The organism is Porphyromonas somerae, from assembly GCF_022845615.1.
GTDB lineage: Bacteria > Bacteroidota > Bacteroidia > Bacteroidales > Porphyromonadaceae > Porphyromonas_A > Porphyromonas_A somerae.
Map to the genome: position 1 here is coordinate 644,727 of NZ_AP025559.1, position 25,429 is coordinate 670,155.

General features: G+C 47.6%; 20 protein-coding genes and 1 pseudogene. 6 read left to right on the forward strand and 15 right to left on the reverse strand.

Features of this window, described 5'->3' with window-relative positions; genetic code table 11:
- Positions 1–23: 23 nt before the first annotated feature.
- Positions 24–1,613: an Mfa1 family fimbria major subunit gene (locus MWL85_RS02745; RefSeq protein WP_244401325.1), complete on the reverse strand. Its 1,590-nt coding sequence runs from the start codon at positions 1,611–1,613 to the stop codon at positions 24–26.
- 666 nt (positions 1,614–2,279) lie between these two features.
- Between MWL85_RS02745 and MWL85_RS02750 the strand changes: the two genes are divergently transcribed.
- Positions 2,280–3,329 (forward strand): IS110 family RNA-guided transposase, encoded by a 1,050-nt coding sequence (locus MWL85_RS02750; RefSeq protein ID WP_244400173.1) that lies wholly within the window; start codon positions 2,280–2,282, stop codon positions 3,327–3,329.
- Between the two features lie 940 nt (positions 3,330–4,269).
- Here the strand turns inward: MWL85_RS02750 and MWL85_RS02755 are convergent.
- Complete coding sequence (locus tag MWL85_RS02755) at positions 4,270–5,202, reverse strand: IS3 family transposase (protein WP_244400171.1); 933 nt, start codon at positions 5,200–5,202, stop codon at positions 4,270–4,272.
- Positions 5,203–5,207: 5 nt separating this feature from the next.
- On the reverse strand, positions 5,208–5,642 hold the full coding sequence (locus MWL85_RS02760) for a hypothetical protein (protein ID WP_244400172.1): 435 nt from the start codon (positions 5,640–5,642) through the stop codon (positions 5,208–5,210).
- Positions 5,643–6,184: 542 nt separating this feature from the next.
- Here MWL85_RS02760 and MWL85_RS02765 point away from each other — a divergent pair.
- From MWL85_RS02765 to MWL85_RS02780, 4 genes are all read left to right on the forward strand, one after another.
- The gene (locus MWL85_RS02765) at positions 6,185–6,502 is read left to right on the forward strand and encodes a helix-turn-helix domain-containing protein (protein ID WP_018027811.1); all 318 of its coding nucleotides are present in this window, start codon (positions 6,185–6,187) and stop codon (positions 6,500–6,502) included.
- Positions 6,503–6,507: 5 nt separating this feature from the next.
- Entirely contained in the window at positions 6,508–7,761 is a 1,254-nt protein-coding gene (locus tag MWL85_RS02770; RefSeq protein ID WP_244401326.1) for a type II toxin-antitoxin system HipA family toxin, read from the forward strand.
- Positions 7,762–7,905: 144 nt separating this feature from the next.
- Positions 7,906–8,910: a helix-turn-helix transcriptional regulator gene (locus MWL85_RS02775; RefSeq protein ID WP_244401327.1), complete on the forward strand. Its 1,005-nt coding sequence runs from the start codon at positions 7,906–7,908 to the stop codon at positions 8,908–8,910.
- A gap of 194 nt (positions 8,911–9,104) precedes the next feature.
- Positions 9,105–9,692: a hypothetical protein gene (locus MWL85_RS02780; RefSeq protein WP_244401328.1), complete on the forward strand. Its 588-nt coding sequence runs from the start codon at positions 9,105–9,107 to the stop codon at positions 9,690–9,692.
- 379 nt (positions 9,693–10,071) lie between these two features.
- On the opposite strand, the gene MWL85_RS02785 is transcribed toward MWL85_RS02780, so the two are convergent.
- The gene (locus MWL85_RS02785) at positions 10,072–10,527 is read right to left on the reverse strand and encodes a hypothetical protein (protein WP_244401329.1); all 456 of its coding nucleotides are present in this window, start codon (positions 10,525–10,527) and stop codon (positions 10,072–10,074) included.
- On the reverse strand, positions 10,517–12,724 hold the full coding sequence (locus tag MWL85_RS02790; protein ID WP_244401330.1) for a peptidase domain-containing ABC transporter: 2,208 nt from the start codon (positions 12,722–12,724) through the stop codon (positions 10,517–10,519). The genes MWL85_RS02785 and MWL85_RS02790 overlap by 11 nt, the downstream gene beginning before the upstream one ends.
- A 251-nt stretch (positions 12,725–12,975) precedes the next feature.
- Here MWL85_RS02790 and metK point away from each other — a divergent pair, with 251 nt between their 5' ends.
- The gene (metK, locus tag MWL85_RS02795; RefSeq protein WP_021903659.1) at positions 12,976–14,259 is read left to right on the forward strand and encodes a methionine adenosyltransferase; all 1,284 of its coding nucleotides are present in this window, start codon (positions 12,976–12,978) and stop codon (positions 14,257–14,259) included.
- 390 nt (positions 14,260–14,649) lie between these two features.
- On the opposite strand, the gene dnaJ is transcribed toward metK, so the two are convergent.
- The 10 genes and pseudogenes from dnaJ to rbfA all read right to left on the reverse strand — a co-directional run bounded on the left by dnaJ (position 14,650) and on the right by rbfA (position 25,419).
- Entirely contained in the window at positions 14,650–15,810 is a 1,161-nt protein-coding gene (dnaJ, locus tag MWL85_RS02800; RefSeq protein ID WP_018028180.1) for a molecular chaperone DnaJ, read from the reverse strand.
- Between the two features lie 21 nt (positions 15,811–15,831).
- On the reverse strand, positions 15,832–16,389 hold the full coding sequence (locus MWL85_RS02805; protein WP_244401331.1) for a nucleotide exchange factor GrpE: 558 nt from the start codon (positions 16,387–16,389) through the stop codon (positions 15,832–15,834).
- A gap of 65 nt (positions 16,390–16,454) precedes the next feature.
- Positions 16,455–17,570 (reverse strand): ABC transporter permease, encoded by a 1,116-nt coding sequence (locus tag MWL85_RS02810; protein WP_244401332.1) that lies wholly within the window; start codon positions 17,568–17,570, stop codon positions 16,455–16,457.
- Between the two features lie 4 nt (positions 17,571–17,574).
- Complete coding sequence (locus MWL85_RS02815; protein WP_244401333.1) at positions 17,575–18,699, reverse strand: ABC transporter permease; 1,125 nt, start codon at positions 18,697–18,699, stop codon at positions 17,575–17,577.
- Positions 18,696–20,404 (reverse strand): annotated as a pseudogene (locus MWL85_RS11680) (ATP-binding cassette domain-containing protein). Before MWL85_RS11680 ends, MWL85_RS02815 begins: the two are co-directional and overlap by 4 nt.
- A gap of 9 nt (positions 20,405–20,413) precedes the next feature.
- A complete protein-coding gene (locus tag MWL85_RS02830; RefSeq protein WP_244401335.1) occupies positions 20,414–21,334 on the reverse strand; it encodes an HlyD family secretion protein in 921 nt (306 codons plus the stop codon).
- Positions 21,331–22,629, reverse strand: a complete 1,299-nt coding sequence (locus MWL85_RS02835; protein WP_244401336.1) for a TolC family protein — start codon at positions 22,627–22,629, stop codon at positions 21,331–21,333. Before MWL85_RS02835 ends, MWL85_RS02830 begins: the two co-directional genes overlap by 4 nt.
- A gap of 3 nt (positions 22,630–22,632) precedes the next feature.
- Complete coding sequence (locus MWL85_RS02840; protein WP_244401337.1) at positions 22,633–23,415, reverse strand: formate/nitrite transporter family protein; 783 nt, start codon at positions 23,413–23,415, stop codon at positions 22,633–22,635.
- A gap of 416 nt (positions 23,416–23,831) precedes the next feature.
- The gene (locus MWL85_RS02845) at positions 23,832–25,007 is read right to left on the reverse strand and encodes an FtsX-like permease family protein (protein WP_244401338.1); all 1,176 of its coding nucleotides are present in this window, start codon (positions 25,005–25,007) and stop codon (positions 23,832–23,834) included.
- Positions 25,008–25,062: 55 nt separating this feature from the next.
- Entirely contained in the window at positions 25,063–25,419 is a 357-nt protein-coding gene (rbfA, locus tag MWL85_RS02850) for a 30S ribosome-binding factor RbfA (RefSeq protein ID WP_018028170.1), read from the reverse strand.
- Positions 25,420–25,429 lie beyond the last annotated feature (10 nt).

Genomic DNA, 25,429 nt, shown 5'->3' on the forward strand with positions numbered 1-25,429 from the left:
GTCAAGTACCCCTAGGACTTTATTTAGAACTCCTGGTCGTAAGAGTGTACACCCCAGTTAACCACGTTGATCTCTACAGACATCCAAGTCTCATTTGGATAAAGAGTCTCCTTTGGATCTGGAGTCTTGTCATCTGGATCCTTTGGATCGTCCCCATTTGGATTGAATGGGTTGCCAGAGTAACCAAGCTTCTTGATCGCATTGATATTTACGTGGTAGATGTTGTTACGAAGCACAGGAGACTTCACTGGATCAGTAATAACATCTGGGTTGAGCCAAGCTACGTAGTAGCAAATACCCTTAGCGTACTTGATCACGTTGTCTCTGTCCTCACCAAGATCAGAAGTAGACTTATTGGCAGCCTTAGCAGCAGCCTCGTCAGCATAGAACTTCTTGTCTTGTACACCATAGAATAGGTCGTTACCAGCAGTGTAGGTTTGACCCTCAGCCAAAGCCTTTCCTTGTGGAGTGATCTGAGTAGAAACAATCACATAAGCGGTGTTACCCTTGCGGTAGCCAGTCTCGTCACCAGTGTTGGTTGGATCATCAGCCTTGAGCTTGCCACCAAATTGGTGAGTGGTCTCGGTGATGAACTTCATTGGGTTCTTCACGATGTTAGTTACATCCTCTTTATTCTTTTCGTCAACATTAGCATTATTGCTACGAGTGAAAGTCGCTACAGCCTCACCATTAAACGCACGGTAAGCATACTTCTTACCAGCCTCAGTTGCAGTAAAGTTGGTAGCAGTAGTAATGAACTCAAAAGATGGAGACTTGCAGAACTGTGTAAGCATAGGGTTCTGGGCAGGATTAGCAGTAGCGTCAATTGGTTGTGGAGCTAGGAAGGTAGTCTGCTCAAACTGCATTACATCCCACTTAAGATCGCTTAGGGTAACGAGTACGTTGTCGGTTCCCTCCTCTTTGATCTCAAACTTATCTGCAGAAGCAGTTACAGCAGCTTGTCCTACAAGACGACGAACAGTGGCCTTAGCGCAGTTGTCAGTACCTGCCTCAGCAGCATCCTTCTTGATGCCAGCCTCAACCGTGATCTCAACACCCTTGGTAGAATTCATAGCGATGATGTCTTTGCCGCCCTGGAACTTAGCATAAGTCTCCTTTACTGCACCGTTTTCGGTCAGTGTAAAAGCTTGCTTGTTAGCTGCCTCGAAAGCTGCCTTAGAGGTGGCTGCATTGAGTGCTTTCTCGATGTCAGTGCCCTTGATGTTGGCGTAAACATAAACGATCTTGTCACCAGCAGTGGTCTTCCATGCCTCGGTGCGGAAGTCGTTAGTGTCATCCTTCTTGTCAGGATTCTCTGTAACCTGAGCGTTATTAAACTGCATCATATCTACGGTCTCCTCTGGGAGGTTGATCACGTAGACATTGACGTTATCCAGTTTGTCACGACCGATGAACTCACCGATAGAGTTAAAGTTCTTGTCCTCTGCTGCACGGGTGGAGTTAGGGTTGGCTGTAGAGAAGGTGACAGACATGTAGGTGTCACCGGTGCTCTGACCCTCAGGGTTCAGGTCGTTGATGGCCTGCTTGTTACAAGCCACGAGACCGCCCACGAAAAGAGGGGCGAGCAGTGCTAGAAAAAATTTCTTACTCATTTTCAAATTAGTTTTGTTGTATAAAAATTGCATTCTCATTACTATTTCAACATTCTTAATGTATCAATACGATACACTATTTCCGAGCAAAGGTACGTAATATATTTGAGCTTTACTAAAAAAATACTGCTTTTTTGATAATGTACCCCTGATTTCATAGGATAAATCGGATAAGCGAATGGCCCTTTTTCGGGGTTGCCTTATCTGATAGATCGGATGGGAAAGGACCTTCGCGAGGAGGTCCGATTTCGGGAGTGCCCCATTAGGTGTGTCGGACAGGAAAGGACCTCCGCGAGGAGGTCCGATTTGTCGTAGCTGTAAGTTTGCAGGTAGCCCGGGCGAGTTTATCGAGCCCGCCAAAATCAAACAAAAAAAGTTAAATTCAAATACGTAGATAAAGGGTATATCAAAGATGAAATAGCCAGTAAAAATAGTCTAATAGCGAGACTAATGTCGTATCTTTGTTGTAGAAAGATAGCCATTAGTCGATTAGGTGAGAAACCTTAATACCGTAGCGAGGTCATAGAACCTATTGGGGGCAGTAAGGACACCTAATCACGCTGTTGGATACTATATAGATTGTTAGGATTTCACTCCTATTTACAGCTTGAGTACAAACAGCTATCGTTCGACTAATGGCTATCTAATCACTACATGTACAAAGTTATGAATAAAAAATTATTTGTGGGAATTGATTTCTCAAAAGAAACATTTGACGCAGCTATCCTCAAGGTATCTGAAGAGAGCTCTATTGATCCAAAGATCATTGGTAATGAGCAGTTCAAAAACGATGTGCCAGGTTGTAAGCGATTTGTAAAATGGCTGAATAAGACTTGTGCATTGTCTGGCGACTATTCCTCTGTTCTCGTAGGTGGAGAAGATACAGGTAACTATAGCATCACGCTGCCTAAACAGCTTTATGTGCTGGGGATTGATTGCTCCTTACAAAATGCTTATTCGATCAAATGTGGTAGTGGCAAGATTGTTCGCGACAAGACCGATAAGATAGACGCAGAAAAGATCGCTTACTACTTCTATCGCTTTCGCGATCAGATTAGGCTCTATAAGCCCCTATCTAAGGATATGGAGAGCTTAGAGAGACTTTATTCATACCGATATGGACAGGTGAGAGAAAGAGCGCGATTGAAGTGTCAGATAAAAGAGTATAAGCATATTCTTAAGTCAGAACCCAATGATGAGACGCTAAAGTTCATGATCCAACGCTTAGAGAAGCAGGAGAGGTTTCTGAAGAAAGAAATCAAAGCTATTGAGGCTAAAATGGTGGAAATCATCAAAGCCAATGAGGAGCTTAATGAGATCCATAAATGCCTACTGAGCATACCAGGTATCGGGAAGATCACAAGCCTTCTTTTGATCGTTGTTACTCGAGGGTTTACAAGGTTCGATAACCCCAAGCAACTTGCCTGCTTTTTAGGGGTCTCTCCACACCCGAATCAGTCAGGTACATCCGTCCAAAATGGCAATCATAGGAGTTGGTTTGCCGACCCTTATTTTGCAAGTCTTTTACATATGGCGGCACTCTCTGCGAGCAGATTCAACTCGAAGTTCATAGACTACAAGAAAAAGCTGAAGAGCAAAGGCAAGCCACATTTGCTCATTATGAACAACATCAAAAACAAGCTACTTACGGTTGCCTTTACAATCGCCACGAGAAGGACCAAATTCTATTCTGATTATGACGCAAAACGAGCATAGGTCGAAATAACACTTTTTAACCATATAAATTTGGTGGTGATCATAGATTGCCCCCACGTCGGAGGGGCGTCAGCCCCGAACGACTGGGGGTTTATGGCGGGCCGATAATAATCGACCCCTTGCGGGTCGGACAATATGATCTAGAACCTCAAAATTAATCCTAGAAAAGGTTGTCCGACCCGCAAGGGGTCGTGGGGGAGGGGGGTGTCGCGATTTCCCCTAGTCATCGGGCTTCGCCCTCGACTAGGGGCTACGACAAATCGGACCTCTCCGAGGTCCTTTTTCGGGGGTGCCTCATCTGATAGATCGGATGGGTAAGGACCTCCGCGAGGAGGTCCGATTTGTTGTAGCCCCCTGTCGGAGGGGCGTTAGCCCCGAACGACTGGGGGTTCATGGTGGGCCGATAATAATCGACCCCTTGCGGGTCGGACCACCCATCCTTTAATCCTGGAATAGGTTGTCCGACCCGCAAGGGGTCGTGGGGGAGGGGGGTGTCGCGGCTTCCCCTAGTCATCGGCTCTTTGAGCCTTGACTAGGGGCTACGACAAATCGGACCTCTGCGAGGTCCTTTATCGGGGGTGCCTCATCGGACGGGTCGGTGCACCCTGTCTAGTGCTCTTTTTCGGGTGCCTATCGGACGGGGCGAATGTAAAGGACCTCCGTGAGGAGGTCCGATTTGTTGTAGCCCCCTGTCGGAGGGGCGTCAGCCCCGAACGACTGGGGGTTCATGGCGGGCCGATAATATTCGACCCCTTGCGGGTCGGACAACATTATCTGAATATTTGTGGTTTCCTGAAAAAGGTTGACTCGGTTAATGTTACGTTGTTATTAATCCTGCTTTATGTTGACTTTCTAGCCTTTAGTCCTGTGAGGGGTTGACTGGAGGGCGTAGCCCGTAAGGAAACCCCTCACAGGACTAAAGGTACCAAAACTTGGGCACCTATCCTATTTTTTGATTTTCAAGGTACTCCTCTCTATAGCTTTTCCACCTCTTGGGGATTTTCCCTTTGCACTTTGAGGCTTCAACAGGTGTCATATAGTCGAGACTCATGTGAGGCCTTTTTGTGTTGTAAAACTCTATGACTGAGGTTAATTCAGCCTTTGCCTCTTTGATGGTTTTAAAACGTTTGCCTTTTAAGAGCTCATTCTTTATAGTGTTATTGATCCTCTCTGCTTGTGCATTATCTTTGGGATCTGGGGTTTCTGTCATACTTATATCTATGTCATTCTTTTTAAGAATATCCACATACTGGTGGCTGGCATACTGGCAGCCTCTGTCTGAGTGATGAATGAGCTTATCGTTAGCTTTACCATTCGATTTAAGTTTCTTAAGTGCCTGATTTAGAGCTTCAATAGGGTACTTAGTGTCTAGGCTATCGCCTAGGCTCCACCCGACAATTTCTTTTGAGTATGAGTCTAAGATCACGGATAGGTAGCTAAACTTATGATGTACTCCGTCATAATGGATGGGGATATACGTTATGTCGCTCACCCATACCTGATTAGCTCTTTCTGGTATCATATCTTTTACGAGGTTACCATAGAGCTTAAAACCGTGATTGGAGTTGGTGGTTCTCGGCTTTCTTTTACGTTGCCTTAGCTTCAAGCCGTGCTTGTCTAGAGTGTCAAGAAAACGGTCTCTCCCTAGTGGAGTCCCCTCCTTAAACTCTCGCTTATACATATGCCACAGCTTCTTACCGCCCATGCCAGGGGCTTTCTCTCGGGTCTCAAGAACGTACTCAACAGCCATCTCTTCAAGTGCCATATTGGCATGAAGTTTTGACTTTTTTCGCTTGTAATAGGCTTGCTTACTTACACCAAACAGGTCGCAAAGGAGCTGTATTGTATATTTCTTCAGATCCTGTGCGTGCAAGCGATCTACCGTTTGGTGCCAGCTTTTTTTCTTATTTGGATGCGGAAATTCTCTTCTGCCACATTGATTAATTCATTCAATGCATCTGTCAAAACAGTCTGCCTAAAAAGCTGTTTTTCAAGCTCTTGAACCCTTCTTTCTAAATCAACTGAGCTTTTCTCAGGCGCCCCGCCTGACGCCCCGCCTGACGCCACATCCGAATAATAATACCTGCGATATCCGCGGTGCTCTTCTTGTTTCTTCTTTTTCTTCGCCTTCATCTCTATAACTTCGTCTAACCCAGAATCTAGGTACCTATGAACCCACTCCAGGATCGTAGTCCTTCCAATAGGGACAAGGTGTGAAATCTGGGTATAACCTAAGTTTTCCTCAAAATAGAGGTGAATAACTCGGTCAAAATAAATCTTCTGGAGTTGACTCCTTTTTACAAACTTACTCATAAAAATCTATCTATGAGTCAACTTTTTCTAGGACAAGACACATCCTTTAATCCTGGAAAAGGTTGTCCGACCCGCAAGGGGTCGTGGGGGAGGGGGTGTCGCGGATCCCCCTAGTCATCGGCTCTTCGAGCCTCGACTAGGGGCTACGACAAATCGGACCTCTCCGAGGTCCTCTTTTTGGGGTGCCTCTATCGGATAAGGAGAGGGTAAAATCTGATGGTTGTATCATACTATCAATCAGTAGATTATGAAGGCGAAAACTGAGATGCAACTAAGCATTTGCTTTGTTGCATCTCGGCAATCGCTTAGTTGCAACTCGCCGATCGCTTAGTTGCAACTCGGCAAATCGCCTGCTTCAACGTCCTTTTTTATGGTGCCTTCTCGAACAAGTCGGCCGGGGTCGTGAGGAGGGGCGGTTTCCAATACACAGGGCTTCGCCCTCGACCTGTGCCTATTTAAGAGGGACCTCTCCGAGGTCCTGTTATATATCATTAAATATAGATATTGTGTATATTTGCATATTATATGATAGGTTAAGTAGTATGGCAAAGAATACGATGGGGACGAAGTTGCCCCGTAAACTAGAGCAGAAGATGCAGATTGTAGGCGAACAGATTAAGCTGGCACGGCTAAGACGAAATCTTACCATTGCACAGGTGGCAGAGCGAGCAACCTGTTCGCCTCTTACTGTTTCACGGATAGAGAAGGGGACTCCTACCGTGGCGATTGGTATTTACCTTAGGGTGCTGTATGCCCTTCAACTTGAAGATGACATCCTTTGGTTGGCCAAAGAGGATGAACTCGGTCGCCGTCTACAAGACCTGAGTATGGTGGATAGACAACGTGCTTCAAAGAAATAATGCTCATGAAAAGTTTGCTGGTATATGCTGATTTTGATTGGCTTGATGAGGTTAGGCTGGTCGGAGAATTGTCTTACGAATCGATTCGAGGGTCTGATAGCTATGGTTTCTCATTTGATAAAGAGTGGCTTCGGGATTATGGTAGTCTCTATTTGAGTGCTGACCTTAAGCCGTTTATTGGTATGCAGTACACCAAGGAGGGTAAAGAGATTTTTGGTTGCTTTTCAGACGCACTGCCAGATCGCTGGGGAAGGATGCTTTTTATGCGTAGGGAGCAAATCCAAGCGATGGAAGAACAAAGACCTCTCCATCGTATTACCTCGTTTGATTATCTCCTTGGTATTGATGACTTTTCTCGTATGGGTGGCTTTAGATTTAAGGAGGTAGCTGATGGGAAATTTATCAATAACAGTCCGTTCTTGAGGGTGCCTCCTTTGACTGATTTAAGGACTTTGGAAGCGGCGAGCCAGGAAATAGAACAAAGCGAGGAGGCGAGCGAATTGCCAGATAAGAAGTGGTTGACACAACTATTGCAACCTGGCTCCTCGCTTGGTGGAGCTAGGCCAAAGGCTAATGTGGTAGATACTGATGGAACCTTATACATCGCTAAGTTTCCATCTAGGAAGGATGATTATGATGCAGGGTTGTGGGAGCACGTTTGTCACTTATTGGCAAAAGAGGCTGGTATTGATGTGGCTGATACGAAGGTGTTAACTACAGAGACTCCATATCATACTCTATTATCACGTAGATTTGATAGGGTGGAAGGGAATAAGCGTATTCATTTTGCATCGGCAATGACTTTGCTAGGGTTGAGTGATGGAGACAATGCATCTAATGGTTTTGGTTACCTAGATATTGTTGATTTTATTATCCAGCATTGTACCGATGTGCAAGCGAATCTACAAGAACTATATAGAAGGGTGGCCTTTAATATCTGTATTGGTAATAGTGATGACCACTTTCGTAACCATGGTTTTTTATTGACCGCTAAAGGATGGACTTTGTCTCCTGCTTACGATATGAACCCTACGCTTAATCCATATCAAAGTCTTCTCATCAACTCCAATACGTGTGAAGCTAACTTGCACTTTTTGGCAGATGCATCTGAGGAGTATATGCTTGAGAAGGAGGTTGCTCAGCGGATTATTGATGAGGTTACGGAGACTATGAGGAGGTGGAGACAACTCGCCAATAAGCTAGGTATCCCCAGCCGTGAGGTGCTTAGCTTTGCTACCCGCTTTGACAGGGCTTTTTGACGTTGCCTTATAGGGCGGGTCAGACAAGGTTTTTTTGGGGGGGGTAAATGTTAAATATGGGGTGGGTGGTAGGGTACTGCGGAGATGTTGCAGTATCATTGGGTATATTTGCCTATGAATCGTTAATGAGTAGTGACCGATTTTATGGCGAGAAGTAATAGTGGTACAGGTCGTACAAGTATAGCACGACTACTGAAGAGATATCTATGGCTATATGATACGTTGGCTCGCTCACGTGGATTGACACGTGAGGAGATCTCTCTGCAGTGGGAGAAGTCGCCTCTCAATGAGTTGGGCGAACCGCTGTCGGAGCGGACTTTCCATGAGCATAAGAATGCGGTGATGGAGCTCTTTGAAGTGGAGATTAGCTGCAATAAAAAGGCGGGAAATAGATATACGATTGATACCAACTCTATTCGTGGTCAGAAGAAAATCAATCAATGGCTATTGGATAACTTTACCTTTAATACTCTTTTTCATCAATATCAGGACATCCATGATCGGGTGATTTTTGAGGAGGTGCCTAGCTATGATTCGGTTTATCTATTTGAGTTGCTAGACGCGATTCAGCAGAATCGTCAGATAGAGATTGAATATCAGAGTTTTGCACTTGGTGGTTCAGCTACTCTAAGGCTCTATCCCTTTGCCCTTCGGCTATTTAAGCAGCGGTGGTATCTTATTGCGAAGGAGGTGAAGGAGTCTGACCTATCGCCTTTTGGTTGCTACGATGAGGAGGGGATAGATCTCTCTACAGGGCTAAAGATCTATGGGTTGGATCGTTTGCATGGCCTGACGCTCTTGGAGGAGACTTTTGAGTATCCTAAGGAGTTTAATATGGAGTCGCTCTTTGAGGATTGCTATGGGATCATACTTGGCGATGACCCCTTCGAGTATATCACGATCAGGGCGACAAGGAAGCAGGCGAATTATATCCGGACACTTCCGCTGCATCATTCGCAGAAGGAGTACCCCTGTAAGGAGGATGGTAACTACGTTATTTTTAAGTACAAGCTCCGCCCTACCTTTGACCTCTTTCAGACCCTCTTATCGATGGGTGGAACGATTGAGGTGTTGGAGCCGGAGTGGGTGCGTCAGGAGTTTGTGAAATGGGTCGATGACTTGTATCACCTATATAATAAGGACAAGTAGAGACTATTGCACAAAGGCGATCTGCTGCGTTGCTTTCGGAATTCGGGCTAGGTCACGTACGCTAGTACGCTCCCTTCGCCCTCATCCTCAGCGCCTTGCATCTCATCCTTTGTGCAAAGTCTCAGTAAATTTTAGCAAATGCGAGAGAATGGCACTTCGTGCAACATTCTCATGATACTTATTAATTAATAACTATGATGCATAACGTGAAGTTTCTACCGAGAGTAGGGAGAAGCTATGATCGCTCCAGATGGGGCAAGCGTGTGATGGTGTTGGGGGAGAGCCACTATTGTGACAACCCCAGTGACGCAACTCCCGACATCACTAAGAGGGTATTTGAGTGGCAGTTTGACCGCTCTTGTGACTTTGAAAGGTGGATGAATACCTACACAAAGTTTGCAAGTGCGCTGAGTGGGCGTCAGGAGGATCGCTTCTCTTCGGAGGCAGTGTGGGATGAGGTGCTCTACTACAACTTTGTCCAACAACCTCTTACTGGCCCTCGTACTGCACCTACAAAAGAGATGCTGGTGGCTTCGGAGGCTGCTTTCATAGAGGTGCTGGAGGAGTATCAGCCCGATGTGGTACTGGTATGGGGTAGAAGCCGACTTTATGACCATCTGCCCGAAGCGGGTCATCAAGGTGCTGACTGCTGTGGAGTGGAGACGTGGATTTACCCTTTGCGGAATGGCCATGAGGTGCGGGTATTGCCTGTGCAGCACCCTGCCTCGGGTTTCTCTCCCAGTGAGTGGCACCAGGTGATTGCTGCCCTACTAAAGGAGTAGCCACCTTATTGGACGGGTCGGGTGCTCTTTTTTTGGGGGGGCTTATCGGACAAGTCGGACGGGTCAGACAAGTCGGACAGGTCGGACGCTTGGGTCAATGGTAAGGACCCCGGCTGAGGGGTTCCTATTAAATAGGCACAGGTCAAAGGGGCGTTAGCCCCGCATGACCTGTGTACAGATAGGCGGTCTATATCCATGACCCCGGCTGAGGGGTCAGACCTAGAGATAGGGTTTGTCCGACCCCTCGGCCAGGGTCGTGGGGTGTGGTGGTCTCCTATACACTTCGGGCTTCGCCCTCGACCTGTGCCTATTTAGCACGGACCTCTGCCGAGGTCCTTTTTCGGTGGGTGCTCGAACGTCCTGTGTATTGCTTTGGGGATCAATTGGCGATGAATAGAGAGTATAGTTTTTGGGTGAAGCTAGTGGGGGTAACGTGGAGGGTGGCGGTAAGTTCTTGGACGTGGAGAAATGTGGTGTCTGTGGGTGCTATCAGGCAATTAGCTTGGAATGTATTGATGCTGTCTACTTGAGTGATGCTGAGAAGTGTGGCGTTGATAACTCTTTCATCTGCTCGTAGCTGAATGGGAATGCCGGAGGAGTGCATTAGGTGGTTAGGTAGCTCCTCTTGGAGCTCTAGTAGGAGTACTCCCTTGATACTGTCGTTGGAGGGGGTTAGATCGCTGAGCATAGCTGTACCAGTCATCTTCCTCTCGTAGGGTAGTAGGTAGGTGGTGACGATGATGCCGACCAGTGCGATAGCAATGAGTGAAAGCCCTACTATGGTAAGGCTAGAGGGTACTTTGCCTTCAATATCTATCTCTTTATTACTTTTCATAGTTAGACTCCTTAAGTGCTTGTCTGTAGTATTCGCCTTTTTTCTCCATGAGCTGTTGGTGGGTACCACGCTCTATTACCTGCCCCTTGCTGAGGTATATGATTTGATCGGCCTGCTGAATGGTGGCTAGCTGATGTGCGATCACAATGATCGTTTTGCCCCTAGTGTGGCGATAAATCTGCGCTATCAATTGGGTGGCTCTATCTTTATCAAGATGACTTGTAGCTTCGTCTAAAAGTAGTATGTCTGGCTCTTTGTAGAGCATCCTTGCGATGAGTATTCTCTGTTTTTGTCCCTCGCTAACTCCTTGCCCTTCTCCGCCTATGAGGGTATTGATGCCGTGAGGGAGCTGGGCGATCCAGTTGGAGAGGCCAACTAACTGGATCACTTCTTGTAGTCGTTTTTCATCGGGTAGGATATTGGAGGGCGCGATATTCTTTGCCACGGTATCGGAGAATAGGTAGCCATCTTGCATCACTACGCCGCACTGACTACGCCACCACTCTAGGCTGTATTGATCTAGAGGGGTGGAGCCTAGTTTTACCTCCCCTAGTGAGGCTTGGTAATAGCCTAGAAGTAGCTTGAGGAGGGTGGTTTTGCCACTTCCACTTGGTCCCACGATGGCGGTAATCTTGCCGTGAGGTATGGTGAGTGAGATATCATGGAGAGTGTCTCTTGGACTATTGGGTAGATATTTGAAGGAGAGATGGCTGAGGTGGATATCGCTCTTTATTTGACCAGTGGGGAGGAGGGAGGTATCGCTATCCTCATCCTTATGGTGGTGAATCTTTTGGACTCTATCAAGGCTGATGCTGACATCTTGCCATGAGTAGATAAATCCAATGAGTTGCTCTACGGGGCTATTGAGTTGCCCAACGATGGACTGGATGGCTAGCATCATACCGAGTGTTAGATCTCCATTGATGACGGTTGTAGCGGAGATGATGGTGATGATGACGTTGCTGACCTCTCTAATGGCTGTGCAGCCTGCAGCCTGAGTTTGTTGGAGGTTGAGGCTTTTAAGATGGACTTTGAAGAGCCCTGCTTGAGCATGCTCCCACTCCCACCGCTTTGGCTGTTCGCACCCTTGTATTTTTATCTCTTGCATGCCATTGATGAGCTGGTAGGTGACGTTGCTATTTTCGCTCTCTTTTGCGAAGAGCTGATAATCCAGTTGCTTTCGCTTTTTGAGGAAAAGGGCTTTCCATACGACATAAACTACTGTCCCGGCCACGAAGATGAGGAATATACCCCAATGGTATAGGGTGAGGACGATGCTGAAGAGTAGAAATGTGAAAAGGGAGTAGAGAAGGCTGATGGGGCTATAGGTGAGGAAGTTTTGCACCCTCTGATTGTCTTCAATCCTTTGGAGGAGATCGCCTAATTGTCGCTGATCAAAGAAAGCGATGGGCAGTCTCATCAGCTTGATGAAGAAGTCGGAGATGAGTGATATATTGAGTCGGCTAGCGATGTGAAGTAAGATGATATCTCGGTAGAGGTCTATCGCGGTACGGCTGAATATCAGCATCAGTTGTGCGATGAGTATGAGCCATACAAAGCTGATCTGTCGCTGTCCGATACCATAGTCGACTACTGCCTGTGTGAGGAATGGAAATAGTAACTGAAGTAGTGCTACAACCCAAAGGCCTAGCATAATCTGTATGAATAGGGAGCGGTATCGCTGTAGGTAGCTCCAGAGAAAGGTGAGTTTGCTTTGGGTGATCTTGGGTGATTGTAGCAATGGTGATGGCTCTAGTAGCAGTGCAGCACCAAGACCTCCTTTGCCCCAATGGGAGATGAAGTCGCTCTCGTCGTAGCATTGGTAGGCTTCTTTCGGGTTGGAGGGGTCAATGATATGGTATGTACGCTCTTTTCTCCACTTTTTAGTTACCTTCTCAAGTAGCACGAAGTCACCATTGCTCCATGGAATGATGCAGGGGAGCTGGGCTTGGGTGGCTAATTTCTCCTTTGAAATGTGACCCCCGATACTTCTCAGTCCTAGGCTTTCAGCATGCTTGGCGAGGGTGATGAGGGTGCTTTGTGCATTCTGATCAAAAAAGGATGAGGGCAGGGTGATGTGATAGTGGGTTGCCACCATAGCTAGGCAGGCAAAACCACTATCTCCATTGGTTGCGTATGAGGTGATCAATCGGCTCTTTTTCATATTGAACTTGATTGGAAGTTCAAAGTTAATCATTTTTAGAGGTTAATCTTGTGGTGGATGCCAACTATTTTGCTACCTTTGCGGAACGAAAGAAATTATTAATATTATCGCTAGATAGTCGTGGAGAGATTTGTGCTTGCTTGCAACCACGGTAAAAAATGCTAAATGAGTGACCCTACCAGTCACTGTATCTTCTGACAGACTGGTTTTTGACACCCCTTTAGCTATCTGTGGAGAGTTCTTGCCTCGTCTATTTGGCCTTATATAAGACAGATGGTTTTATTATGAGTTATTTATTTACTTCAGAGTCGGTAAGTGAGGGACATCCTGACAAAGTGGCCGACCAAATTTCGGATGCAATCCTAGACCAGTTCCTCGCTTTTGATGAGGAGAGTAAAGTGGCGTGTGAAACCCTTGTGACCACTGGGCAGGTGATGATTTCGGGTGAGTTTTCATCGCAGGCTTATGTGGATATCCCTTCCGTGGTGAGAGGGGTGATCAATGATATTGGTTACAATAAGGCGGAGTATCTCTTTGATGGCAATTCGTGTGGCATCCTCACGGCGATTAAGGAGCAGAGCCCTGATATCCACCGTGGTGTGGTGCGTCAGGACCTTGCTGAGCAGGGTGCTGGGGACCAGGGAATGATGTTTGGGTATGCCACTAAGGAGAGTGATAACTATATGCCACTCCCTATTGAGCTATCTCATACGATCCTTCAGGAGCTCTCCCGTATCCGTAAGGAGGAGCCGGACTTGATGCCTTACCTTCGCCCCGATGCTAAGAGTCAGGTGACGCTAGAGTACAACCTTGACCGCACTCCTGAGCGTGTGCATACGATTGTGGTGAGTACACAGCACGATGACTTTGTGAAGCCTCATGCGGGGCTTTCGCAGGAGGAGGCGGATAGGATCATGCAGGAGCAGATCAGGCGGGATATTCACTCTATTTTGCTCCCTCGTGTGGTGGAAAAGTACTCACCAGAGGTGCAGAAGCTTTTTGATAATAAGGTGATTCTTCACGTTAATCCAACTGGTAAGTTTGTAATCGGTGGTCCCGCTGGTGATACGGGGTTGACGGGTCGTAAGATCATTGTGGATACCTATGGTGGTAAGTCGTCGCACGGTGGTGGAGCCTTTAGTGGAAAGGATAGTTCGAAGGTGGATAGATCGGCTGCCTATGCGGCACGCTTCCTCGCTAAGAACCTTGTGGCTGCTGGAGTGGCTGATGAAGTGAAGATTCAGGTGGCTTATGCGATTGGTATTGCGGAGCCAGTAAGTCTCTTCGTGGATACCTATGGCCGTAGCAATGTGGGGTATAGTGACTCTGAGATTGCACGGAAGCTACTGGAGGTTTATGACCTTCGCCCTTACAGTATCGTGGAGTCGCTGAAGCTGAAGCACCCAATCTACAGGGAGACGTCGGCCTATGGTCACATGGGACGTACCCCTCGCAGTGTGGTGAAGCACTTCGATGACCCATACGGACAGGCTGTGGATAAGGAGGTGGAGCTCTTCACTTGGGAGCAGCTATCATTGGTAGATGAGATAAAGAAGGCTTTCTTCTAAGTCTCTCACAACGGGTTGCAAGGGCCCTATCGGACGAGTCGGACAAGTCGGACGAGTCGGAGCACCCGCGAGGGTGCCACCCAGCTAGCCACCGGTCGAGGTTCGTAGAGCCGATGACCGGCGGGATAGGTGACGGTAAATATTATTCGACCCTTGTGGTCGCACTTGGATAGGTTTGTGCGACTACAAGGGTCGTGTGTTGGGGTGGGTACCTCGTTTCCCGCCGGTCGTTCGGGGGCTTCTGCCCCCTCCGACTGGGGGCTAGCTGAGTGGCACCCTGTCGGGTGCTCTTTTTGGGGTGCCTTATCGGACAAGTCGGATGAGTCGGACGAACCCCTTCGGGGTATAATAATGAGCAAAAAAAAACACCCGCTAGGGTGTTTTTTATCTTTACATTTCGTATCTGGCTCGTTGCTGCTCGATTAGCTTGCGTTTATCGGCCTCGGAAGGCTCGAAGTGCTTGCTTTGACTGAGCTGCTCTATCAGTTTCTTATCCTTCGCATCTAGCTTGTCTGGGATAAAGATGTGTACGACGATCAACTGATCGCCCTTGCCGGCCCCTCTCACACTTGGTAGTCCCTTATTCCTCAGTCGCAATATCTTGCCCGACTGAGTTCCAGGCTCGATGGTTACCTTAACCTTGCCATCAAGTGTGGGTACGACCACTTTATCGCCTAGTAGAGCTGTAGTGACAGGAATGAGTAGGTTGTAAACCACATCATTGCCGTTGCGGATAAACTCTGCATCGCTGATCTCCTCAAACTGCACTAGTAGGTCGCCATTCGGTCCTCCATTCGGTCCTGCATTTCCCTTGCCACGCAGGGTCATTTGCATACCCGAGGCGACACCGGCTGGCACATTGATCTCTATCAACTCTTCGCCTTGCTCTATCCCAGTGCCCGAACAGTGGGTACACTTATTCTTGATCACTTGTCCCGTACCATTACAGGTGGTACAGGTGGACTGGGTTTGCATGCGTCCGAAGATACTATCTTGCGTCCGAATGACACGACCCGAACCGTGACAGGTAGGGCAAGTCTCCTTGCTACTTCCCGCCTCTGCACCTGAGCCGTGGCAGTGGCTACAAGCTACGTTTTTCTTTACCTTGATCTTCTTGGTGGTGCCATTGAGTACCTCCTGTAGCGTCACATGGATACGAACGCGAAGGTCACTGCCATAATTGACGGTGCTTCCTCCGCCTCCTCCAAAGCCACTGAAGCCTCCAAAGCCACCGAAGCCGCCCATACCTCCGAAGAGGTCACCAAACTGGCTGAAGATATCCTCCATGGACATGCCACCAGCACCTCCAAATCCAGCGTTGCCATCTACTCCTGCATGTCCATACTGGTCGTAGCGAGCTCGTTTATCGGGATTGCTAAGGACGTCATACGCCTCTGCTGCCTCCTTAAACTTCTCCTCAGCTTCTTTGTCACCAGGGTTTCGGTCGGGGTGATATTTAAGTGCAGTCTTGCGGTATGCCTTTTTTATCTCATCGTCCGAGGCACCTTTACTGACACCAAGGACCTCGTAGTAGTCTCTCTTTTCTGCCATTATTGTCTTGCTCCTCTGCTATTAATTGCCTACCACCACTTTGGGGTGACGAATTACCTTGTCATTGAGGGTGTAGCCAGTCTGTACACAATCAATCACCTTGCCCTTTTTATCTGCCTCCTCGGTAGGTACCATAGCGACTGCTTCGTGTTGGTCGGCATCGAAGTCCTTGCCGATCACCTCCATGGCATTGACCCCCTGTGCCTTGAGGGCAGAGACAAACTTATTTTGTATGATCTCTACTCCCTCCACTAAGCCTTCTACCGACTCCGCCTGCTTCATATTCTTAATGGCTAGTTCGATATCATCCATAATATCTAGGAAGCCCCCCACTATCTTCTCACCGCCATATTTGATGAGGTCGCTCTTCTCCTTCAGTGTGCGTTTGCGGTAGTTTTCGTACTCCGCACGCAATCTTAGGTAGTCGTCTTGAAGCGTCTCTAGCTCGCTCTTCAGTGCCTCTACCTCATCTACTTCTGTTGGTTGCTCCTCTTGAGTTGTTTCCATGTTCTCGGAGGTCTCAACCTGCTCCTCATTGAGGAGTTGCTCCTCTCTCTCTATATCCTTATCTTTCTTCATATCTTCTTATTTGATTTATGTTTCTATCCTATTACTAGCAATAACCTTGCCAATCGGCCCAATTGTCAGTCGGCTCGTTTCTTGTGCGTCACTACCGCAATAACCCCAAATACCACTAGGAATACGAGAAGAGCCAAAAGGTCGGGGACTATCTCTAGGAAACCAGATCCACGTAGGTAGACCATTCGGGTGAGGCGATTAAAGTAGGTGAGGGGGTTGGCGTAGGCGATCACCTTTGCCCAAGCTGGCATGGCATCAACAGGGGAGAAAAGCCCACTCATTAGGAAAAATATGAGGATAAAGAAGAGGGTGAGGAACATTGATTGCTGCAATGTCTCAGAAAAGTTGGAGAGAATTACCCCCATAAACGAAAGAGCGATAGCAAAGATCAATACGCAAAATAGGTAGAGAAGTATGCTCCCTTGGAATGCTAGCCCATAGACCCAATAGATAACCGGAATGCTGATGAGGACAGAGATGATTGCCAATATCCAAAACGGTATAATCTTGGAGAGGATAAGGGTGGAGCGACGGATAGGGGTCACATTGAGTTGCTGGAGTGTCCCTTTTTCCTTCTCTTGTACAATGCTCATAGCTGGGAATATACTGCAGTACATGGTGAGCATAATGACCAGCAAGGCAGGTAGCATAAAGTACTTGTAATTGAGTGTACTATTGTACCGATAGGTTGGGAGTACGGCTATTGGTTCGATCTCTTCTTGCGAAAGCCCAAGCTCCTCCATCCGTAATTGCTTCGAATAATGTTGTACCAATCGGAGTAAGTAGCTCTGTGCTAGTCCCGCTTGAGTGCCATCCACCGCATTGATGAGCAGCTGAATCGAAGGCTCTTCTTGTAGCTGTAGCTTTTCGCTAAAATCTTTGGAAAAGACCATCACTGCCTTTGCTTTCCCTTGCTCAATATCATTCAAGGCAGATGGATAGTCGGGGTAAATACTTTGCACCTCTATGCTTTTCGTTGCCTTCAGCTTCCCGATCAACCTTTGGGCATAACCGCCTGTATCGCTATTGACTATGGAAATCTTAAGTGACTTCAGCTCCTGAGTTACTGGCCAAGGAAAGAAGAAGAGCACCATAATGGTGTAGAATATCAGCACCCCAACAATGACAGGGTTTCTAGAGAGTTGTTTGAACTCCTTTTCAAGTAAATAACCTAGTACCATCTTTCTACTTCAATCTTGGGCGAATACTTACAATCGCGATGGTGAGCATCAGCACCGCAAAGAGGGTGAGGGCAAGAACCTCTTGCCATATTCCCATAAAGGAGAGCCCCTGTATCATTACCTTTCGTGTGGCACCGATGTAGTAGGTGGCTGGCACGAGATAGGAGATCCATCGGAGGGCGGCCGGGATATTAGCTAAGGGAAAGAGCATACCTGTGAGTAGAATAGTGGGCATCATCATACCAAAGCCTGAGACCACCACTGCATCTCTCTGCTGGCTAACCAGACTGGAGATCGCCAATCCAATGGCAAGGGCAACGAGTACGTAGAGCATTGTAACCAAGATGATGAGCAACAACGAACCTCGGATGGGTACTCCTAGCACAAAGTAGGAGAGTATCAGGATAGAAGCAATGTTGATGAGCGACACCACAAAGTAGGGCACCGCTTTCGCTAGAACCATGGTAGTGGCGTGCACTGGAGAGACTAGTAGCAGTTCCATACTCCCTCGCTCCTTCTCGCGAGCGATGCTCACGCTAGTCATAATGGTGCAGAGCACAATCAGAACCAGTCCCATAATTCCTGGCACAAAGTTGTAGCTCGATTTCATCATTGGATTATAGAGCATTCGGCTATTGACCTCTATAGAATAGGGAAGTTGGCTACCGCCGCCAATATCCTCTAGCACTACACTTTGTAGCAATGCAGAGGCGTAGGATACCCGTATCTCTCCCGCATTAGGGTCGGAGGCATCCACCACCATCTGCACCTGCGTCGGCTGTTTTCGGTAGATACTTGCCTCAAAGGCGGTGGGCATCACAATGAAGAGATCCAACTTATCCTTTTGAAGTAGCTCCTCCGCCTCAGCCACCGAAAGGTGTTCCTCATAGAGGATAAAGTCGGGATGACTTCGGATCTTCGCCTCTAGTCGCTGCGTGTATCTATCTGGCTCCAAGGTGACTAATGCGGTACGGATATTGGTCACCTCCATATTGAGTGCAAAGCCAAAGAGTAGTAACTCCACCACCGGCATAAGTAGCAGAATTAGCAATGTATAAGGGTCTCTAAAGATATGGATAAACTCCTTAGAGACAAAGGCATGGAATTGCTTGATACCTGACACTTTCATTCTACTCGCCTCCCCTCTCTTGCCAATTGCTTAAATACCTCATCCATATTGCGTGCTCCCGTTTTTTCTTTGAGCTCATCAGGAGTCCCCATAGCCTTAATCTCACCATCCACCATAATAGAGACCCTATCGCAGTACTCCGCTTCATCCATATAGTGCGTGGTGACGAATACTGTAATCCCTTGACCGTAGGCCGCCTCGTAGATCAGTTCCCAAAATTGTCTCCTAGTAATAGGATCCACCCCTCCTGTCGGCTCATCGAGAAATACGATCTGAGGTTGGTGAAAGATAGCAATGGAGAAGGCCAACTTCTGCTTCCACCCAAGTGGCAGCTTCTTCACCAAGGTCTTTTGGTATTCCAAAAAGTCAAGACGCTTTAGTAGCTGAGTGGTTTTCTGCTTGATTTCGGAATTGGGAATGCGATAGATGCCAGCAAAGAGACGGATATTTTCCTCTACCGTAAGATCTTCATATAGGGCAAACTTCTGGCTCATATAGCCGATATGCTTCTTGATCTCTTCGTTTTCATGCAGGATATCGCACCCAGCCACCTGTCCCTCGCCACTCGTTGGTTTGCTCAATCCACATAGGATCTTCATCGCCGTGGTCTTGCCTGCTCCATTGGCCCCAAGGAAGCCAAAGATTTCTCCCTTTCTCACCTCAAAGGAGATATGATTGACCGCCAAGAAACTACCAAACGCCTTGGTGAGCTCCTTGACCTCAATCACTATTTCATTTTGATCGCTGACTCTCATAGGCTCCCTTATTCGGTTTTGGAAAGTAGTAAAAAGGCATCCTCCAATCCAGCTGTGATGGGGCGAACCTCCCCACTTCCAATATGTCGGGCAATATCGCTCGCTTCTACTCCTGCCTCGGTAGTAATGTGAAAGACATCGCCAAAGGCAAAGCTATTGATCGCCTTCGGAAAGCTACTGAGCCTTGCGAGAAGCTCCAGTCGATTCTCCCCTTTCACCTCAAAGATGGGGTAGGGGTATTGCTTGGTGAGCTGCTCAGGACTATCAATCGTGAGAAAATTTCCCTCTTGCATAAAGGCCAAGCGGTCACACTGCTTTGCTTCGTCCATATAGGGAGTTGAGACCACGATGGTTACCCCTTGCTTTGAGAGTTTATGAAGCATATTCCAAAGATCTACTCTACTGATCGGGTCAATGCCAGTAGTCGGTTCGTCCAAAAAGAGTATCTCGGGGCTGTGAATGAGGGCTGAGGAGAGTGCCAGCTTTTGCTTCATTCCTCCCGAAAGTGACTTTGCCTTGCGGTGCTTAAAAGGCTCTATCTGACTGTAGATGTCCTTTATCTGATCGTACTTCTCGGCGATAGTCGTATTAAAGATGGTGGCAAAGAAATTGAGATTTTCCTCCACCGATAGATCGGGATAGAGCGAAAAGGTGCCCGGCATATAGCCCACTACCTGTCTCAGTGCTTTGTAGTCCTTCACTACATCATACCCCACTACTCGGGCGGTACCACTCTCGGGTAGCATTAGAGAGCAGAGCAGTCGGAAAAGCGTGGTTTTGCCAGCCCCGTCAGGACCGATCACCCCAAAGATTTCCCCTTGTTCCACTTCAAAGGTCAACCCACCGGGAGCAGTCCCTACACCTACTTTCCCCCCTGTAGGGGATGAAAAAGTAAGTCGTAGTCCCTCTGCCGATATGGCTGCTGCTTTCTCACTCTGTACGACACTCATACCACACTTTTATCGTACTACCTCTCCGTACATTCCTATCCGAAGAGTGCCATCAGAATTAGGCACACGCACCTTAATGGCATAGACTAGATTGGAGCGCTCATCATCGGTCTGTACCGTCTTGGGCGTAAATTCTGCCCGACTAGAGATCCAGGAGATCTTACCTGGGTAGCTACGCTTCTCTCCATTCTCTCCATCCACCTGCACCTTTACTTCATCGCCTAGGTGGAGAGTGCCCAATTGGTCATTCTGTACGTAGGCTCTTAGGAATAGCGTCTCAAGATTGCCCACTCTAAATAGTGGGCGCCCCTGCCCTGCTAGTTCCCCACGGTGAATATAATTGGCTAGTACCGTACCGCTGATCGGTGCCGCAATCTTTGATCGCTCAATCAAATCATCCACCTGTGCCACCTGTATGTCTATGGCAGAGCTTTGGGCAGTAATCTGACTACTTTGATTAGAAAGCGTACTGCGAGCAGCCGAGAGCTGACTTTCTACGGCAGCTATGCCACTATCTAGGTCATCCAGTTGCTTCTGTGTCGCCACCCCAGCTTTTAGCAGACGAGCGGTTCGGTCGCGATTGGATTGTAGCTCCTCCAACTTTACCTCCAGAGCTTTGGTCTGAGTTGCGATATTTGGCTGATTCGCCCTTACCCCTTTGCCCGAGCGAAGGAGTGCCTCACGCTGTAGAAATAGCTGAGTAGTATCTACCAATCCTACTTGCTCCCCTTGCTGAATGGTGCTTCCCTCTTCAATATTCCACTCCAGTACTCTGCCATTCACCTCGCTAGAGACCAGCACCTCGGTTGCTTCAAAGCTCCCCGAGCCAATTACCTCGCTTTTCTGGTTGTGGCAAGCCGATAGGAAAAGTGTAGCAGTAGCCACTGCTAGCCACCCCATCCAATGATCCCATTGATTCCTTTTTATCATAGTCCTAATCTATTTTGTACACGATACTTAGCCCTTAAGAGCTGTAGTTGGTCTACCTCTAGTGTCCTTTTGGCTGCATCTAGTTTGCTCTTCTGCTCCAAATACTCCGAGGTGGCAAGTGTACCCTCCTCTTCACTCTTCTTAGTGCGATCCAGCACCCGCTCTAGGGTTTCCACTAGCAGTCTGTCGCTAGTGATCTGTGTCTCATACCTCTCTACTTCATTGTATGCTTCACTCAGTTCACGTTGGAACTCCTTTTCGAGTGATGCTCGCTCCAGCTCTACCAGACGTTGACTTTGGTGGAGCTTCTTTTTTTGTGTCGAAAGATCGTATAGTTTGCCAAAGTTCCAGCTCAGCTTCGCTCCTGCAATGTAGTAGAATGAAGGGTCGGGGTTCATCATATTCAGACCAGGTCGACCATATCCCCCTCTAGCAAATAGAGCCAAAGTAGGCATTCCTTTAGCTAGATAGGCCTTCCAATCAGCCGATAAGCTCCTCAGCCGGCTATCCAGTAGCAGATGCTCAACCCTATTGGGTGCCACCCGAGTCCCTGTATTGGAGGGGAGGGTGGGTAAACTTGGCAGTTGTGCCATCGTCCCTTGAGAGAGCTTCAGCCCTGTATATATGGAGAGCGTCTCTAGTAGAGCCTTCCGACTTTGCTGGAGTTGGTCACTCGTTTGCTTTGCTTTGATTTGTTCTACAGTAACCAAATCTAGGTCATTTTCGCTAGCCATCCCGGTGGCCAGTAACGAAGTAACCTTATCGGCTTGGCGAGCGAGTTCCTCTATCACCACCTTCTGTAGCTCCATCTGCTTATCCACTAATAGCAGAGCAAAGTAGAGCTCCACTACCGCATCACGTACCTTTTTAGCCCTAACTTCAGTCTTCGCTTGTTGAGCCGCCGTCTCCGACTTTATCGCCTCGGTGCCAGCTTTTACTCTGCCACCATCCCAAATCAGTTGCGTCACCTGAAGGTAGGTATTGTACTGAAAGTGAGGTATCTTGGGCAGATCCGGAGGAGGCACCTTGATCCCCATCACCTCTGGCATCTTGATATCCAATTCTACCACATCGCTGAGATAATTAGCAGAGGCCTCTAGCGATAGCTGTGGGACGTAAGCCAACCAAAGGGCCTTGCGTAGCTCTTCCCCAAGCTTCCCTTGGAGCTGCATCTGTTCGGTAGTAGGGTGGTGAGCAGTAGCCACTTCTAGGCACTCCCCAAGCGTGATGTTCTGAGCCTGCAATGCTAGTGTGTTGAAAACTACTAGTACCAGCCAAATAACTCCTCTTTTCATAGTTTACTTTTTTGATCCGTAAGCATAGCTATAGACCATACCTACCAAGATAGCTCCTCCTACAATATTGCCAAGTGTCGCGGGAATCAAGTTATTCCAAACCATCTCCCATACGGTCACATCGGCACCCGACATAATCCCCATAGGGATATAAAACATATTAGCAATGCTATGCTCGAAACCGAGCGTCACGAAGACCATCACAGGGAGCCAAAGCCCCACCAATCGGCCAAACATTTCATTCGAACTCATTCCCAGCCAAATAGCAAGGCATACCAACCAATTGGCACCAATCCCTTTTAGAAATATTACGTGCCAAGGCTGCGAAACTTTACTGCTAGCTATACTAGCGATGCCACTTTGCCAAGGCTCTACTTGTAGTAACCCTGTTAGATGTGCGAGAAAAAAACAAACCAGTACCGCACCCAAAAAGTTGGTAAGCCATGTCATCAGCCAGTTGGCAAATACGTATCTCCACGAGATAAAACCTTTACGAGCACCAGTGAAGAGGACTGCCGTATTGCCGGTGAATAACTCCCCTCCTACTAATGAAATGAGTACTAGACCAATGGGGAAAGACAATCCTTGTATGAGCCTGAAAAAACCAGGAGACCCCTCCGTAATGCCTAGTGACCCGTAGGCTAAATAAAAGGAAAATAAACCACCTAAAGAGATGAATGCACCACCTAGGATGCCTAGAACTGCTAGCTTAATTTGCGACCCCTGATACTTATTAAGTGCCATTTGCTCTGTATTCTTTAGCACTTCAGCGGGTGAGTTGATCATATTACTTTGTTATATTATTACTAATTAATTACTTACTCCCTCGCACAAAGGTACCAAAAAAAGAGTGGGGCAACCATATATGGCGATTTTAGGCACAAGGGTGACGTATTTGGTTACTCTTACTATATCGCTGTACAGGTAGGTCAAAAGTTGAGATGCAACTAAGCAATCGGCGAGATGCAACTAAGCATTTGCCGAGTTGCATCTCGCCGATTGCTTAGTTGCAACTCGGTTAACGCTTGTATATAGTTTTGAATTTCAGTGGGTTATGAGGGTCGCATTTTGCTCTTTTTTAAGCGGTTTTTTCAAACTCTGAAAAGGTGAGTCCCCCATGGTACAAAAAAAGGTGCCTTCGCGCCTCTAATACATAACCCCGTACTTTGGATAGGAGTTGCAAGTAACGTAATAAGCAGAGCCTACCCTCGTTTATTCCAGCGGAAAAGTCGGAAGGCAATGAGACTACTCAGTATGCCAATCACCAGGATCACTAGTGAGACGAGCAGTAGGTCGAGTGGTCGGTAGTCTACAGGATAGGCCTCGATGAGGAACATTGAGGTATCTCCTCCTCCTCCTAGCTTTGCAAAGCCAAACTGCTGCTGGAGCCATACCAATACTGACCCTACCACCAAACCAATTACCAAGCCCGTTGCTGAGAGTAGCCACCCTTCAATCAAAGGAATCAAATTGATCATCCTATCCCTTGCTCCGAGAAACATCAGCGTGCGAGCATCTTCTCGCTTTTCAATAATCAGCATACCAAGCGTACTGATCACACTAAAGAGGGAGAGCAATAGCACAAATAGGAGTAGTACAAAGGAAAACCACTTCTCTATCTGTAGGATTTTATAGACATCGGGGTGTTGCTGGTAGCGGTCGAGGAGCTCAAAGCCCTCTGGCACCTCAATCGGTGCTGAGAGGGCTAGATATCCTACCTCATCTTCATCGTACTGTAGAAGTCTCCGCACCTCATCTAGCAGTACAAATACCACCTCCGTATCCTCTGCTTGATCGGTACTGAAAATGCCTGTAATATGGTAGCTACCGCTCTGAAAGCTTCTAAGAGGGTTGATGGTAGAGATACGCCCTAGTCGCTTTGGCAGCATCACCTCCAGTGGTGAGACATATCCTGCTCCAGCCCCTAATGGCATCGCCACCCCTAGGCCTAAGATAGCTGTAGGTACCTCAGTAGTCCCAAGGTCAAAGTCTCCAGAAAAAAGATACTCTTGCAATGGCACTATCTCCGAGTAGCCATCACCCAATCCTACCAACTTGATAGCGGTGCTATTATCCTCAAACCGTGCTACTGCCTCCGTTTCGAGCACCCCAGCTCCCTCACTAATCCCAAAGGCAGAGGGCGAAAAAGGTTGCCCATCATTTCGCTGTAACTTATATTCGGGCGATAGGCTAGAGAGCTGTGAGGTGGTGAAGAGCTCAAAGCCATTGAATACAGAGAGTACCACCACCATAGCTGTGGTCACTAGGGAGATTCCTAGCACTGCTATGATAGATAGGATATTGACTGCGTGGGTACTCTTTGGCGAAAAAAAGTAACGCCACGCAATCCTAAATGCATTGGTGAAGTGGTACGACATATAGGCTGAACGGTTGGTAGAAAGCTTCCTAAAAGAGGAAGTAGCTCCAAGCGGATTACTCCTTAGTTGGTTGGTCAGTTAGCCCCAGTAGTTCATCAATTCGCTGAGCGTAGGCCTCACTATTATCTATCTCAAAGATAAGCTCTGGGATATGTCTTAGTTGTGACGCCATCCGATTGCCTAGGTCATAGCGAACCGTCGAAGCATTCTCTTTAATCCACTTCATCATCTCCTCCGCCCTTTCATCGGGGAAGATGCTGAGGTACACTCGAGCACTACTTAGGTCAGGTGAGAGCCGTACCTCCGTTACCGATATCATGATCCCTTTGGTTTTACGGGTCTCCTCCTGAAATAGTATTCCTAGTTGGCGTTGTATCTCTCGTGCTACTTTTTTAGTTCTTAGTTGATCCATAGTTATCTCC

Coding starts and splice junctions, on each gene's coding strand:
- MWL85_RS02815 (WP_244401333.1), bottom strand. CDS start 18,699: ATGAAAGTGTCAGGTATCAAGCAATTCCATGCCTTTGTCTCTAAGGAG.
- MWL85_RS02785 (WP_244401329.1), bottom strand. CDS start 10,527: ATGAAAAGTAATAAAGAGATAGATATTGAAGGCAAAGTACCCTCTAGC.
- dnaJ (WP_018028180.1), bottom strand. CDS start 15,810: ATGGCAGAAAAGAGAGACTACTACGAGGTCCTTGGTGTCAGTAAAGGT.
- MWL85_RS02770 (WP_244401326.1), top strand. CDS start 6,508: ATGAAAAGTTTGCTGGTATATGCTGATTTTGATTGGCTTGATGAGGTT.
- MWL85_RS02835 (WP_244401336.1), bottom strand. CDS start 22,629: ATGAAAAGAGGAGTTATTTGGCTGGTACTAGTAGTTTTCAACACACTA.
- MWL85_RS02805 (WP_244401331.1), bottom strand. CDS start 16,389: ATGAAGAAAGATAAGGATATAGAGAGAGAGGAGCAACTCCTCAATGAG.
- MWL85_RS02775 (WP_244401327.1), top strand. CDS start 7,906: ATGGCGAGAAGTAATAGTGGTACAGGTCGTACAAGTATAGCACGACTA.
- MWL85_RS02765 (WP_018027811.1), top strand. CDS start 6,185: ATGGCAAAGAATACGATGGGGACGAAGTTGCCCCGTAAACTAGAGCAG.
- MWL85_RS02760 (WP_244400172.1), bottom strand. CDS start 5,642: ATGAGTAAGTTTGTAAAAAGGAGTCAACTCCAGAAGATTTATTTTGAC.
- MWL85_RS02830 (WP_244401335.1), bottom strand. CDS start 21,334: ATGATAAAAAGGAATCAATGGGATCATTGGATGGGGTGGCTAGCAGTG.
- metK (WP_021903659.1), top strand. CDS start 12,976: ATGAGTTATTTATTTACTTCAGAGTCGGTAAGTGAGGGACATCCTGAC.
- rbfA (WP_018028170.1), bottom strand. CDS start 25,419: ATGGATCAACTAAGAACTAAAAAAGTAGCACGAGAGATACAACGCCAA.
- MWL85_RS02845 (WP_244401338.1), bottom strand. CDS start 25,007: ATGTCGTACCACTTCACCAATGCATTTAGGATTGCGTGGCGTTACTTT.
- MWL85_RS02745 (WP_244401325.1), bottom strand. CDS start 1,613: ATGAGTAAGAAATTTTTTCTAGCACTGCTCGCCCCTCTTTTCGTGGGC.
- MWL85_RS02780 (WP_244401328.1), top strand. CDS start 9,105: ATGATGCATAACGTGAAGTTTCTACCGAGAGTAGGGAGAAGCTATGAT.
- MWL85_RS02790 (WP_244401330.1), bottom strand. CDS start 12,724: ATGATTAACTTTGAACTTCCAATCAAGTTCAATATGAAAAAGAGCCGA.
- MWL85_RS02840 (WP_244401337.1), bottom strand. CDS start 23,415: ATGATCAACTCACCCGCTGAAGTGCTAAAGAATACAGAGCAAATGGCA.
- MWL85_RS02750 (WP_244400173.1), top strand. CDS start 2,280: ATGAATAAAAAATTATTTGTGGGAATTGATTTCTCAAAAGAAACATTT.
- MWL85_RS02810 (WP_244401332.1), bottom strand. CDS start 17,570: ATGGTACTAGGTTATTTACTTGAAAAGGAGTTCAAACAACTCTCTAGA.